Annotated in this window: 11 protein-coding genes and 1 pseudogene; 11 read left to right on the top strand and 1 reads right to left on the bottom strand. The window is 47.3% G+C overall.

Going from position 1 to position 13,654, the window contains the following annotated elements:
* Nucleotides 1–32: 32 nt before the first annotated feature.
* The 11 genes and pseudogenes from nuoG (at nt 33) to P3339_RS18100 (ending at nt 10,801) form a co-directional block, all read left to right on the top strand.
* The gene (nuoG, locus tag P3339_RS18050; RefSeq protein WP_282951441.1) at nt 33–1,811 is read left to right on the top strand and encodes an NADH-quinone oxidoreductase subunit NuoG; all 1,779 of its coding nucleotides are present in this window, start codon (nt 33–35) and stop codon (nt 1,809–1,811) included.
* On the top strand, nt 1,811–2,869 hold the full coding sequence (locus P3339_RS18055; protein WP_282951442.1) for a molybdopterin dinucleotide binding domain-containing protein: 1,059 nt from the start codon (nt 1,811–1,813) through the stop codon (nt 2,867–2,869). The genes nuoG and P3339_RS18055 overlap by 1 nt, the downstream gene beginning before the upstream one ends.
* A 7-nt stretch (nt 2,870–2,876) precedes the next feature.
* Nucleotides 2,877–3,832 (top strand): annotated as a pseudogene (nuoH, locus tag P3339_RS18060) (NADH-quinone oxidoreductase subunit NuoH).
* 315 nt (nt 3,833–4,147) lie between these two features.
* Nucleotides 4,148–4,390, top strand: coding sequence for a 4Fe-4S binding protein (locus tag P3339_RS23840; protein WP_502867308.1), 243 nt, complete (start codon nt 4,148–4,150; stop codon nt 4,388–4,390).
* Nucleotides 4,391–4,475: 85 nt separating this feature from the next.
* Complete coding sequence (gene nuoJ, locus P3339_RS18070; protein WP_020412197.1) at nt 4,476–5,000, top strand: NADH-quinone oxidoreductase subunit J; 525 nt, start codon at nt 4,476–4,478, stop codon at nt 4,998–5,000.
* Nucleotides 4,990–5,307, top strand: a complete 318-nt coding sequence (nuoK, locus tag P3339_RS18075) for an NADH-quinone oxidoreductase subunit NuoK (protein ID WP_020412196.1) — start codon at nt 4,990–4,992, stop codon at nt 5,305–5,307. The genes nuoJ and nuoK overlap by 11 nt, the downstream gene beginning before the upstream one ends.
* A 1-nt stretch (nt 5,308) precedes the next feature.
* On the top strand, nt 5,309–7,147 hold the full coding sequence (nuoL, locus tag P3339_RS18080; RefSeq protein ID WP_282951443.1) for an NADH-quinone oxidoreductase subunit L: 1,839 nt from the start codon (nt 5,309–5,311) through the stop codon (nt 7,145–7,147).
* Nucleotides 7,144–8,721, top strand: a complete 1,578-nt coding sequence (nuoM, locus tag P3339_RS18085) for an NADH-quinone oxidoreductase subunit M (protein ID WP_282951444.1) — start codon at nt 7,144–7,146, stop codon at nt 8,719–8,721. The genes nuoL and nuoM overlap by 4 nt, the downstream gene beginning before the upstream one ends.
* Nucleotides 8,718–9,977 carry an NADH-quinone oxidoreductase subunit N gene (locus P3339_RS18090; RefSeq protein WP_282951445.1) on the top strand — a complete coding sequence of 420 codons (1,260 nt, stop codon included), beginning with the start codon at nt 8,718–8,720 and terminating at the stop codon, nt 9,975–9,977. The genes nuoM and P3339_RS18090 overlap by 4 nt, the downstream gene beginning before the upstream one ends.
* The gene (locus P3339_RS18095) at nt 9,911–10,258 is read left to right on the top strand and encodes a proton-conducting transporter transmembrane domain-containing protein (protein ID WP_282951446.1); all 348 of its coding nucleotides are present in this window, start codon (nt 9,911–9,913) and stop codon (nt 10,256–10,258) included. Before P3339_RS18090 ends, P3339_RS18095 begins: the two co-directional genes overlap by 67 nt.
* An 84-nt stretch (nt 10,259–10,342) precedes the next feature.
* Complete coding sequence (locus tag P3339_RS18100; RefSeq protein ID WP_020412192.1) at nt 10,343–10,801, top strand: hypothetical protein; 459 nt, start codon at nt 10,343–10,345, stop codon at nt 10,799–10,801.
* Between the two features lie 112 nt (nt 10,802–10,913).
* Here the strand turns inward: P3339_RS18100 and P3339_RS18105 are convergent, their stop codons facing one another.
* Nucleotides 10,914–13,394: a TonB-dependent receptor plug domain-containing protein gene (locus P3339_RS18105; RefSeq protein WP_282951447.1), complete on the bottom strand. Its 2,481-nt coding sequence runs from the start codon at nt 13,392–13,394 to the stop codon at nt 10,914–10,916.
* Nucleotides 13,395–13,654: the final 260 nt, after the last annotated feature.

The following is a 13,654-nucleotide window of genomic DNA, read 5'->3' on the forward strand; positions in this document are numbered from 1 at the left end:
ATTGATATCGATACAACAATAATGGACTAGCGATGCCAACCATCACTATTGACGGTGAAAAATACCAAGTCGACGGTGAGCAGAACCTGCTCAGCACCTGCCTGACACTGGGGCTCAATGTGCCGTATTTTTGTTGGCACCCGGAAATGGGTTCAGTGGGCGCTTGCCGGCAATGCGCCATGATGGAATATAAAGATAGTGAAGACCAGCATGGCCGTCTGATTATGAGTTGTATGACACCTATCCGTGACGGCGGTATTTATAGCGTCAAGGATGAGGTGGCGGAGGAGTTTCGCGGCAGTATTATCGAAGACCTGATGACCAACCACCCACACGATTGCCCGGTCTGTGAAGAGGGTGGAGAGTGCCATCTCCAGGACATGACAGAAATGTCTGGCCATACCATGCGACGTTACCGGGGCACCAAGCGCACCCATCGCAACCAATATCTGGGCCCTTTTATTAACCATGAAATGAATCGCTGTATAACCTGTTATCGCTGTGTCAGGTTTTACAATGATTACGCCGGTGGAGAAGACCTACAAGCACTTGGAAGAAATCACCAGGTCTATTTCGGCCGCCAGGAAGAGGGAAGGCTTGAAAATGGCTTCAGCGGAAATTTAGTCGAGGTCTGCCCAACTGGCGTATTTACCGACAAAACCTTCAGCTCGCACTTTGTGCGCAAGTGGGATTTGCAGACAGCTCCATCTGTTTGTGAGCATTGTGCTGTGGGCTGTAACACTGCACCGGGAGCCAGGGAATCTGGCAACAGTAATGAGCCGATATTGAGACGGATCACCAACCTTTATCACCACGATATCAATGGCTATTTCCTTTGTGACCGGGGGCGCTTTGGCTACGAATATATTAACAGTGCCACTCGTATCCAAAATGTGCTCTCTGTTCGCCAAGAGGACGTAATCAGTTCTACGGCGGAAAAAGGCGACCGTCTGCATCGGGAAATAAACCCTCAAGAGGCGGTCCTCCATTTGGCGGAACAAATAGCAATGGCCAATCAAGGTAAGAGAAACCTGATTGGAATTGGATCTCCACGCACTTCTTTGGAAAATAACTACGCACTGCGAAAACTGGTAGGTTCTGGTAATTTTTACTCAGGCCTGAGTCAAAGAGATCAGGAACTTCTGCATCTGGTGAGCACCATCCAGCAAGATGATCGAATTCAAAGCCCCTCTACACCGGAAATTGAGAATGCCGATGCGATACTGATTCTCGGTGAGGATATATACAATACCGCACCACGTATTTCCTTAGCTGTTCGCCAGGCCGCACGCAATCGGCAGAAACAGCAAGCAAAATCACTGAAAATTCCACTGTGGCAAGATTCCTCTGTAAGGCAACTGGAGGGAGATTACAGTCCGATTATTTTTGCTGGAACAGAGTTGAGTAATTTAGAGAAAATAACCTCTAATACATTATTTGAATCACCTGAAAAAGTTGCTTCATTCGCCTGTAACCTCGCCTTGGCAATTTCTGATCCAACAAGCCTGTCTCCAGACCTTGAACCATCACTACTTGAATTGATTACTCATACAGCCGAAATACTTCGCGGTGCCAGTAAGCCATTAATCATCTCGGGAACATCGAGCAAACACGCTGATACACTCAAAAGCGCAGCCCAAGTTGCCACAGCGTTAAGCGATTACAAAAAACAACCTACCATGCTCTATTTGGCCTGCGATGAGGTCAACAGTTTAGGACTTATCCAATTTTTTAATGATGGAAAAGGGAATCTTGACGAGTTACTCGAACGCCTGAAAAAAATACTGACAATCAAATCCCTACATCCCTGATGATTCTTGAGAATGACCTCTATCGACGCCTGGATAAGAAGTCCCTCGAGCAATTACTTTCACAAGCTGACGAAATTATCCTGCTGGATACTCTTCTTAACCCTACTTCCAAGCGCGCAGACTGGATTTTTCCAGCTTCGGCAACTGCGGAATCCCAGGGTACATTTATCAATAATAACGGATTGGCCCAGCGCTTCTATGCTGTCTACGAGGGCAAGGGATTTATCCAGGAAAGCTGGCGCTGGCTGATGGATGCGGTAAATTTCTGTACAGAGAAACCCGCTAACCTGTCAGCGATTGCCGAATGGCAGCACAGCACAGACCTCAGCGATGCTATTACACGGGAATTTCCGGTACTTAAGGCTCTCGACTCGCTCGGGCCCGATGAAGATTTCCGTATTGATGGCCTAAAAGTAGCGCGCCAAAGCGCCCGCTACAGTGGACGCACAGCAATACACGCGGAGAAACAGGTTTCAGAGAATCCTCCACTTCAGGACCCTGATGCTCCGATGAGTTTCAGCATGGAGGGAATCCACAATCCCAACAGATCCCCGCTGCAAGCCAATATCTGGTCGCCCGGGTGGAACTCCAACCAATCGATATTCAAGTTCCAAGAGGAGGTTGGTGGTGAACGCAGAGGCGGCCCCTCGGGCATCAGGATTGAACGGCCTCAGCGGGTTATGCCGGAATGGCCCGCACCTAGCACACCTCCAGAAGTGGCTGCTGATCCCAGCCATGTACAAATGTTACCGCTATATCGGCTATTTGGTTCCGAAGAGCTTAGTAACCAGGCAATGGGTATTTCCGAGGTCATTGAGGCGCCTTTTGTAATGGTTAACCATATAGATGCTAAAGCCTTCGACATTCATCAACGGGAATTGATTGAATTGGAGACTAGCTGCGGGACATACCGTGCAGAAGTCCGTATAAGCCCCACAATTCCCTCTGGCACTGTGGGTATACCGTATGGTTTGCCAGATTTTGAAACCTTATCTCCCCTCCTACCTGGATACGCGTCACTACGGCCGGCAGAAGCCCCCGCAATAACCGAGGACTGATTGAGCAATGAGCACACCGATCTGGATAACACTGCTGAATATCTTCGGGGTATTAATTGCCACGGTAATACTCGCGGCAGTTTTAACCTGGGGTGAACGGCGTCTACTCGGTTTTTGGCAGGACAGACCCGGGCCTAATCGCGTAGGCCCTTTCGGTACCCTTCAGGTGCTTGCCGACATGATTAAACTTTTCTTTAAAGAAGACTTCATCCCCCGCTTTGCAGATATTCCGGTCTTTGTACTGGCGCCAACAGTTGTGATGGCCACCATGCTGATTGCTTTCGCCGTGGTGCCAATGTCCCCGGGTATTGGCGTGGTGGACCTTAATATTGGCTTACTATTTGTACTGGCGATGAGCTCTATTGCGGTGTACAGCATTATTCTTGGGGGATATGCCTCCAATAATAAATATGCCCTTCTCGGGGGTTACGTGCCGCAGCACAGACCGTTTCCTATGAAGTCTTTATGGGTTTGAGCCTGATGGGTGTAGTTATGATGTCCGGCAGCTTTAACCTGCGGGATATTGTCAACGCTCAAGCTGAACGCTGGTTTATCGTGCCCCAATTTGTCGGCTTTATTGTGTTCTTCATTGCCGGTATTGCAGAGAGCCGGAGAACCCCGTTCGATCTACCCGAAGCGGAACACGAGCTCACTGCCGGCTTTCATACCGAGTACTCCGGTATGAAATTTGGGATGTTCTTTGTAGGCGAATACCTGGCCGTAATTCTTATCTCAGCTTTAATTACGACCCTTTTCCTAGGTGGTTGGCATGGGCCATGGCTACCGCCCATTATCTGGTTTTGTCTGAAGACTGCAATCCTGGTGGCAATTTTTATTTTGCTTCGAGCCTCTTTGCCACGCCCACGTTATGACCAGCTGATGAAGTTTGGCTGGAAAGTAATGTTGCCATTGGCATTGATTAATTTACTTGTCACCGCGGGGGTATTGTTATGGACTGCCTAGCCCCAAGCTTCTTTGCTGAAATACTGGCTGGAGAAAATACATGATCGCGAGTCAACTCCGCAGTATGTGGCTGGTTTTCAAACACCTGTTTCGGCGTAATGTCACCGTACAGTACCCCGATCAAAAACCGTATCTGGCTCCACGATATCGAGGCCGTATCATTCTCACTCGTGACCCCAATGGCGATGAGCGCTGTGTGGCTTGTAATCTCTGTGCCGTAGCCTGCCCCCTGATTGCATATCTTTACAGAAAACCGAAGACCCAGATGGACGCTGGAGGCCGGAGTATTTTCGTATCAATTTCTCACGCTGCATTATGTGTGGCCTCTGTGAAGATGCTTGTCCCACCTATGCCATACAGCTGACCCCTGACTTTGAGATGTGCGAATACGATCGACAAAATATGGTTTATGAGAAGGAAGACCTTCTGATCAACGGCCCGGGAAAGTATCACGATTACAGTTTTTATCAGGTGGCCGGTAAGGCCATCACTGGGAAAGATAAAGGTGAAGCTGAAAATGAAGCTGCACCGATCAATATTAAGAGTCTAAATCTGTAAGGAAACAGTCATATAGCTGGCCTTCTTGCAGAGAAAGTGGCCTTACAAATGAAAACATAAAAATAATTTGAGAGGGAGAGCTTGAATGAATTTTGTTTTCTACCTTACTGCAGCGATCGCTATCATTTCTACCATCATGGTAATTTTTCATAAAAATGCCGTGCATGCCCTGCTCTACCTGGTTACTTCCCTTTTAGCTGTGGCGGTAATTTTTTACCAGTTCGGTGCGCCTCTTGCAGCTGCGCTGGAAGTAATCATTTATGCCGGCGCCATAATGGTACTGATTATTTTTGTAATTATGATGCTCAACCAAGGGGACTCTACGGTTGTGCAGGAACAAGCCTGGCTCCAACCCACCACCTGGGTTGGTCCTGCCATACTATCTGCTCTCCTGCTGGTTCAATTGATTCTATTGGTCAGTAGTGGCCAGATATCATCTACACAGACCTTTCACTATATCGGCCCTAAACAGGTGGGAATTGCCCTTTTCAGCCACTATGTATTAGCGGTAGAGCTGGCGTCAATGTTGTTACTCGCTGGTTTGGTCGGTGCTTTTCATTTAGCACGACGCAGAAAAATTGACCAGGGAGATTCAAACAATGCCATTTGAAACTGCACCGGGGCTAGAGGCCGGTGTGCTTTTAGCATCGATCCTTTTCTGTCTGGGCCTTGCTGGATTAATGATGCGGCGTAATATCATTTTTATGTTGATGTGTGTCGAAATATGCACTAATGCCGCAGCTTTGATGTTCGTTGTTGCCGGTGCTCACTGGGGAAATGCCGATGGCCAGGTAATGTTTGTTTTTGTGGTTACTCTTGCTGCGGCCGAGGTAGCGATTGCTCTTGCGCTGGTTCTCCAGTTTTACCACCGCAAACACACAGTTGATATAGACCAATTAAATGAACTAAGAGGTTAATATGCAGGGACTTTTGGCCTGGGTGCCACTTCTACCGCTTATTGGCTTCCTGTTGTTGGTGGCTATCCCATTATTTTATTCAAAAGAACCCTCAGAAAAATTTGTCACTGCTATCGGGGTTGGTAGTGTCGGAATCTCCGCACTACTCACTGCTATTGTCGCGACGACTGTCTTTTGGCAGAACCCTGGGGAAGTCGTGAATATCGCCCTTTGGCAGTGGATGCTGGTAGATAACTTGGAGCTGGGTTTCAATTTTCATGTAGACTGGCTTACGCTGGTTATGCTGATGATTATTACAGGTGTCGGATTTTTGATACACCTCTACTCAGCAGGGTATATGCGTGAAGATCCAGATTTTCGCCGCTACTTTGCCTACCTGAACCTCTTTGTATGCGCCATGCTGATTCTGGTAATGGCTGACAATCTGGTTTTACTCTATTTGGGCTGGGAGGGAGTCGGTCTATGCAGCTATCTGTTAATTGGATTCTGGTACAAAAATCCAGCCAACGGCGCAGCTGCGCAAAAGGCATTTATCGTCACTCGCATTGGCGATACCGCCATGGCCATTGGACTGTTTCTGCTTTTCTTTGAGTTTTCCACTCTCAATATCCCGCAACTCATTTCCGCTGCAGATAGCTCCGGGGCAAATTCACAAATAATCACAGTTGCCACGCTGTTGCTATTGGGTGGTGCAGTTGGTAAATCAGCCCAGCTACCACTGCAGACTTGGCTACCTGATGCCATGGCTGGCCCAACACCAGTCAGTGCCTTAATACATGCGGCCACAATGGTGACGGCTGGAGTCTACCTTATTGCCCGTATGCATCCGCTCTACATGCTCTCAGAGACTGCAATGACGGCTGTTGCCGTGGTGGGCGCGCTAACTCTGCTACTGGCCGGCTTCAGTGCTATTGCACAAAGCGATATCAAGCGTGTACTCGCCTATTCCACAATCAGCCAGATTGGATATATGTTCCTTGCACTCGGCGTAGGTGCCTGGTCTGGAGCCATCTTTCACCTGATGACCCACGCCTTCTTCAAGGCACTACTATTTCTCTCTGCAGGCTCTGTGATTCTAAGCCTGCATCATGAGCAGAATATTTTTACCATGGGTGGGCTCTACCGAAGAATTCCATTTACATTTATTTGTTTCGCCATTGGATGCGCTTGCCTGGCGGCACTGCCATTTACTTCTGGGTTTTATAGTAAAGACCAGATTCTTTTACGTGCATGGGAGTTCCATGACGGTTTTAACAGTCTGTGGTTAGCCGGCATTTTAGGTGCCCTGGTCACTGGAATTTATAGTTTCCGGGTTCTCTTCCTTGTATTCGCAGGGAGTGAAGGTTCATCCTCATCCCACTGCAAAGATGCCAATAACACAGTAATGCGTGTGCCCTTGGCAATACTCGCCACGCTCGCACTTTTTGGTGGGATGTTGGCGCCACCACTTCAGTCAGTATTTGGAACACAAACATGGGAGCATCCAGCTGCCTGGGTAGAGGGGATTGCCATTGCTATGCCACTCATCGGGCTTGTTATAGCTTGGGGACTCTCTCGGCAGCAGCAAAAGATTGGCGAAAAGCGCTCTCCGATTATGCAATTTTGGTTTAGCGGCTGGGGTTTTGACTGGCTTTACGAAAACCTTTTGGCCAAACCATTTAGAAACCTGGCACGTCTAAATCACAAGGACATAATCGATAGCATATATAAAGGCACCGCGGCGTTCAGCCAACAACTGAATAGCCTGCTCAGCTCTTCCCAAAATGGCCAGGTACGCTGGTATCTGGCAACTTTCGCAGCTGGTTCCATTCTGTTCCTCGCTCTCTTGGTGGCCCTATGACATTACTGGCAATCATAATTATTCTATTTGCGGGAGGTATTATTGCCTGGCTCTCTGAGCGCTATCTTCAAAAGGGTGGGCGCTGGATTAGCTTGGTCAGCCTCTTATTAGCAGCGCTACTTCTTGTTAATTATTGGTCTTATCTGGGTACTCCACAATCAGTGTCAGGTGGACCATGGTGGGACAGCTTACAAGCAGCCTGGATTCCCAGGTTTGGTATTAGTTTTCATCTCGCAGTTGATGGCCTGAGTTTCCTGATGCTTACCCTGACGATAGCGATGGGTATCTTTGGACTGGTCATGACCTGGAACGATATTAATTTTCGTCGTGGATTTTTTTATTTTAATTTTCTTTGGACACTTGCTGGAGTTGTAGGAGTTTTTACGGCTATTGATCTTTTTTTATTCTTTTTCTTCTGGGAAGTCATGCTGATTCCCATGCTTTTTTTAATTGCTGTATGGGGTTATGAAAAGCGAATCTATGCCGCCATTAAGTTTTTTATTTTTACCCAAGCTAGTAGCTTGTTGATGCTTATCGCTATAGTTGGATTGGCTTATATCCACTATAGGAACTCCGGTCAGCTTACTTTCAACTACAACGAGTTGCTCGGCGCAGAACTTACAGCCAATGCCGCCTACTGGCTGATGCTCGGTTTCTTTATCGCCTTTATTGTGAAATTACCGGCATTGCCATTTCATACCTGGTTGCCAGATGCCCATACCCAAGCTCCAACCGCTGGTAGTATCCTACTGGCAGCTATTCTCTTAAAAACCGGGGCTTATGGCTTGTTGCGCTTCAACTTACCATTGTTTCCCGAGAGTTCTATGGCATTCGCCCCGGTAGCTATGACTATTGGAGCAATCAGTGTTATCTACGGTGCCATGTTGGCATTCGCACAAAGAGATATGAAGAGGCTGGTTGCTTACTCGAGTGTCAGCCATATGGGATTTGTACTGCTCGGTCTCTATGCACTGGATACCATCGCGGTGCAAGGTGCCGTGATGCAGATGATTGCACATGGCTTGAGCACCGCAGCTCTTTTTGCACTTGTTGGTGCATTGCAGCATCGACTGCATACACGGGATATGCAACAGCTGGGCGGAGTCTGGGCCATCCTGCCGAAATTGTCAGCAGTAGCACTATTCTTCGCAATCGCTTCTCTCGGACTTCCGGGGCTGGGGAACTTCGTTGCTGAATTTACTGTACTGGTGGGCAGTTTCCGTAGTAACCATTGGATCACCGCACTCGCCGCTATCGGCCTGATTGGGGCTGCACTTTACGCATTGTTGATGATGCAGAGGGTTTTCTTCGGGAAACTGAGAAATCAGTTTGAATCACCTTCAGAGAGTGGAGATACAGCTGACCTCAGCCTTCGAGAATCCTGTGCCCTGCTGTCTCTCGCACTACTTTTAGTTGTGATAGGGCTGCGCCCACAGCCAATTTTTAATATTTCTGAACCCACTGTTACCCAGGCAATAGCCGAGATTAAAGCAGTGGCTCCAGATCAAAACCTCCTGTCCTCCAAATCGCAGCGCCAGGAAATCCTAATTTCAACAGGGGATAAGTCTCCATGAATGCACAGGAACTATTTGGAATACTACCTCTATTGTTAGTAAGTGCAGGAATTGTCATTCTCTTGCTGCAGGTATCATTCTGGCGAGGGCATGTCGGAGCACTAGCGACCACTATTATCACTTTGGTGCTCGCCGGCATTTCATGCTTCTGGGTAGCTGGCACCTTGTCCACTGGAGCCAGCTCTATCCAAGTAACTGGACTGTTACTGGTAGACCACACCTCACTTTTCTTCGCCCTTTTGTTACTCCTGACAGCAATTGCTGTATCTATCATGGGATACAGTTACTTACGCATGAGATGCAACCCAAAAGTAAATTCCGGCAGTTATCCAGAGGAGTTTTATATCCTCCTGTTACTGGCGATGCTAGGGGCCACCACCCTGGTTTTCGCAAGCCATTTTGCTACTTTCTTCCTCGGACTCGAGCTGATCAGCCTCGCTTTATATCCCATGCTTGGATTTGCCGTAAATGGTGACCTCTCCCCACAAAAAGAGCAGCTGCAATCTCTAGAGTCAGCAATTAAGTACTTGCTCCTATCCGCTTTATCCACAGCTTTGGGGCTATTTGGTATCGCCCTGATCTACAGTGCCAGCGGCTCCTTAAGCTTTAGTGGAATAGCATCCCACATGACGGAGCTTTCACAAACCTCCACCTTGTTTGCAACCGGAGTTACTCTCCTACTAATTTCAGTAGCCTTTAAATTATCCTTGGTGCCTTTTCATATTTGGACTCCAGACGTTTACCAGGGTGCTCCGACACCAACTACAGCGCTTATCGCCACTGTGGGTAAAGGTGCCGTTATCGGCTTCCTATTGCGCTTTTTTAGTACTTTGGATCTTTATGAAAGCCAGGTACTTATTGATATGCTGTCTATTGCGGCTGTGGCCAGTATGCTGGTGGGGAATCTCCTGGCCCTAATGCAAACTAATATCAAGCGGCTATTAGCCTACTCTTCCATAGGCCATATTGGCTACCTGATAGTCGCATTTATTATCGGCAAAAGCACTTTTGGCACCGAAGCTGTTATCTATTACCTTGTAGCTTACATCATTACCACCTTAGGTGCCTTCGCTGTGGTAGGTCTAATTGCAGATTCAGTTGAAGAGAAAGTTCTCAACGGTGAATACCCTGAAAATCCCACTCTAAATTCAGAAAATCCATATCAGTGCGATTTTTATCGGGGGCTCTTATGGCGCTCCCCTGGCTCGCCGGCTGCATGGCGGCAATGCTTTTATCCCTTGCCGGTATCCCATTAACTATTGGCTTTATTGGCAAGTTTTATATTTTCACCGCTGGTATAGAGGGGCAATTGTGGATACTTCTAGCAAGTGTAGTTATTGGTAGTGCACTGGGGCTATTTTACTACTTGCGCCTTCTACTGATCATGGTACAAAGAGATAATATAGTTACCGAAGAACCCAGTGGAAGCGTGCAAATCGCCACCTCCGGGAATTTACTATTAATTATTCTGACTGGAGCTTTACTTGTATTTGGTATATTTCCCCAACTCTTGATCAACTGGATAAATGCACTATAACGATACTTAAGGGTATGGCCGTACAAGCGCACGACCTGTTTTTTCCGCCCAATAAAAAGCCAACAGGTACCAAAGGGCAAAATTATGAAAACTTTCAAACAGGCATTTGAAATTATCGAAGACGCTGAGAAATTTCACCTGGATATGGCGAGCCTCTATGAGGATCTGCTTGAGAAATCAGACGACTACCGAACCCAACTATTATTGAAACACATGCTCGAGCATGAGCAACGGATGGCCAGAAACCTTGCCAACTATGGCGAAGTCGCGCAACAAAAAGTGATGAAAACGTGGCTGCAATACACTCACGAGGAGAGTGCAAAGGACTTTATTCGCCACCTACCATTAAGTAATCCACCAACAATCAAAGAAATTAACAATATGGGCCGTGAGGTGGACCGTTACTTCTCCAGCTTGTACGAGGCGGTATATGGAGCTATAGAGTCAATGGAGGTAAAGGAAATATTCGAAGACCTCAAACAGATCCAGGATAAAGAGCGTATCACCCTTTCAATGGCCACTAACTCCCTTTGGGATATGTAAGTGCTAATTTTTACAGTGGACTTTTTATTTAATAAGAATCCGATTATTAGACTCAACCGATTAATCGGCTGAGTCTAATATTTATACGGGCTTAACTACATCGCTGTAGACTTTAAAAATCATACTGTGCACGTAAATAATAAAGTGCACCATTGAAGCCCATAGGTGCAGTCTCTGGGTATTCAGCGCCAGCAACACCAGACCAGGGATTTTTATCAGGATAATTGTTGAACAGATTCTCAGCACCCGCAATCAGGGACAGAGACTCACTAAACTCATAAGCACCCTCAATATCTACTGTCCACTCATCACCAGCATCAATAGGCAAGCTGTAGTCATCCAGATGCGCTTCCCAGTAGCTGCCATAGTAGTTCAGTCGGACTAGACCGCGCCAGCCATCACCTACATGATTAATCGTGGCATTACCACGAATATTTGGTAGTCCATCTTCCAGTTGCCTGAGACGCATATCACTAATCGTCTCTTCCCTATAATCTGTTACTTCAGTATCAGTCCAGTTTGCAGCAAAGCTCAGGTCTGTGGCCTCACCCAGAGGGTAAGTCGCAACCAGGTCAATGCCACGGGTCTTGGTATCAAAGTCATTGGTATAAAAGCGGAAGAAGTCCAAAGAATCAGCGCCGCTAATGCCATCTGCCACTAGCTGAGCACGCTCATCATCACTCAACTTCTGGTCAGCTGACTGCGTAATACGGTCGCTTACGGCTATCTGGAAATAATCCAGGGTAACTTCCCAGTCCCCAGCTGACACAATAGCGCCAAGAGTAAAGCTCTCGGACTCTTCCGGTTGTAATTGTTTACCGCCTTTCAATTCAGCAATGGGATTAGTGGGGGGGATAGTGCCTTTATTTTGAAGTTGCCCTTCAGTAAAGGCTGTAGTTACGTTACTGATATTTGATTGGGCTGGCGTAGGTGCTCGGAAACCCGTACTGATTGTAGAGCGCAACGCCAATATCTCATTAACTTCATAGTGCCCAGACAACTTGAAGTTAGAAGTGTCACCAAAATCAGAGAAGTCCTCCCAGCGCAGCGCCGCGCCAAGACGTAAGCTATCTGTCGCCTCCAGTTCAAAATCGGTGTAAAGCGCGATATTGTCGCGATCAAAAGTACCCACTACTTCCGGTCCAAAACCTGGGAATCCATTTGATCCAATCGAAAATTCCTGTTCGGTTAAGGGGCCTTTGTACCAGGAGGCTTCATCACCCAAATTAACTTCAAATTCTTCTTCTCGCCACTCAAAACCGCCAGCCATATACAATGTCTTGCCAGCAATCTCTGTAGCTTTAGTGAGATCGATATTAAAGTTTGTCTCAGTTTGTGCATAACCGCCAGGGCTGAACTTAGTTGGGGTGTCCGGCCCCATGGTGGCATTTACAGTATTGTAGATATTGAAATCTACTTTGTTATGCCCTCTGCTGGCGCTAACGTCATAACCAATACCACTGGCAAATTCACCCCGCAGGCCGAAGACCATAGAATAATCTTCTAAATCACCACCAAAACGAGGCGTAAAACCGCCGGGAAGTATTTCCGTAAAAGAGAAACATTCATCTAAATCATGAGCTTCGGATACCGAAACGCTCTCACAACTATCGGTACCATTCGTTGGATCGAGATCACCGATCAGTGGATTTCCCTCATCATCCGCGTAAACACCTGACCGAGTTTCTGGGTTACGAAAATAAAATCCACCGTCTGTGGAGCGACTGGCATAATTGCCAAAAGCATATACCTCCGCCTTATCACTCAGTTCAATAGCACTGTTGATAAAGAACTTGGTGTCATCATTAACTTCTGGTTGCCCCCAAATTTGTGCAGGGTCAGCAACGAAAGTATTGCCATCGGCGATCAGCTGAGCAGCATCATCCCGCTGAGTGCTTCGGCTAGTAGAGTCCTGCTCACGATACTCCATACTGAAATTCACAAAGCCCGAATCAGTCAATGGCAGGCCAAAGTTGGCGGCAACCATACTCTGATCACCATCACCCTCAGCAGTAGTCGCATGCTTGACTTCCACCGAGCCACCCTCAGCAGCATCCTTCAGCTGGAAGTTAATCACACCGGCAATGGCATCAGACCCGTACTGTGCAGCTGCACCGTCACGTAAGACCTCCACCTGCTTCAGGGCAATTGCGGGAATGGCCGAAATATCAGGCCCTTGGGCGCCGTCAGATACACCACTGCCGAGGAAAGCAATCACAGAAGCTCGGTGACGGCGCTTGCCGTTTACCAGAACCAGGGTACTATCCGGTGGTAGTCCGCGCAGGTTGGCAGGGCGCACAATCGATGCAGCATCAGAGATTGGCTTAGCATTCACATTGTAGGAAGGCACGACGTTGCGCAACAGGTTATTGAGATCGCCATCTCCCTGATTCACAAATTCATCGCCAGTGACAACATCAATCGGTGCAGATGAGTCTGTAGCCGAGCGGCCTTCAACTCGAGTACCTATTGTGATTACTTCCTCTATAAGTGCATCTTCAGCGATAACGGGGCTGGACACTGCAGCTACCGCCATCGCCAACAGCGATGGAGCGCTACAAGATGCCAACCAACGCCTCTTGTTTACTTTCATGAAATTACCCTGTTAATTATCTGTTTTATCTTCCTAGCCAAACTACTCAACCTTTCTGACACTCAAAATATATTGATAGCGAAAAATCACTATTAGAAAAAAGTACATTTAAAGCTGGCCAACACTACAACGGACAACATACTGCAGGAGTTCGTATACCGACCGAAGATTATCATCATTAATGATCACTGCAAAAAGCGTGACACAAATAGAAAGTGCCAGTAAAAATGAGAAATTAAAATACCTAAATAACAGATATT

It is taken from the genome of Microbulbifer sp. MLAF003, from assembly GCF_030012965.1.
Lineage (GTDB): Bacteria > Pseudomonadota > Gammaproteobacteria > Pseudomonadales > Cellvibrionaceae > Microbulbifer > Microbulbifer variabilis.

Coding starts and splice junctions, on each gene's coding strand:
- nuoG (WP_282951441.1), top strand. CDS start 33: ATGCCAACCATCACTATTGACGGTGAAAAATACCAAGTCGACGGTGAG.
- P3339_RS18055 (WP_282951442.1), top strand. CDS start 1,811: ATGATTCTTGAGAATGACCTCTATCGACGCCTGGATAAGAAGTCCCTC.
- P3339_RS23840 (WP_502867308.1), top strand. CDS start 4,148: ATGTGTGGCCTCTGTGAAGATGCTTGTCCCACCTATGCCATACAGCTG.
- nuoJ (WP_020412197.1), top strand. CDS start 4,476: ATGAATTTTGTTTTCTACCTTACTGCAGCGATCGCTATCATTTCTACC.
- nuoK (WP_020412196.1), top strand. CDS start 4,990: ATGCCATTTGAAACTGCACCGGGGCTAGAGGCCGGTGTGCTTTTAGCA.
- nuoL (WP_282951443.1), top strand. CDS start 5,309: ATGCAGGGACTTTTGGCCTGGGTGCCACTTCTACCGCTTATTGGCTTC.
- nuoM (WP_282951444.1), top strand. CDS start 7,144: ATGACATTACTGGCAATCATAATTATTCTATTTGCGGGAGGTATTATT.
- P3339_RS18090 (WP_282951445.1), top strand. CDS start 8,718: ATGAATGCACAGGAACTATTTGGAATACTACCTCTATTGTTAGTAAGT.
- P3339_RS18095 (WP_282951446.1), top strand. CDS start 9,911: ATGGCGCTCCCCTGGCTCGCCGGCTGCATGGCGGCAATGCTTTTATCC.
- P3339_RS18100 (WP_020412192.1), top strand. CDS start 10,343: ATGAAAACTTTCAAACAGGCATTTGAAATTATCGAAGACGCTGAGAAA.
- P3339_RS18105 (WP_282951447.1), bottom strand. CDS start 13,394: ATGAAAGTAAACAAGAGGCGTTGGTTGGCATCTTGTAGCGCTCCATCG.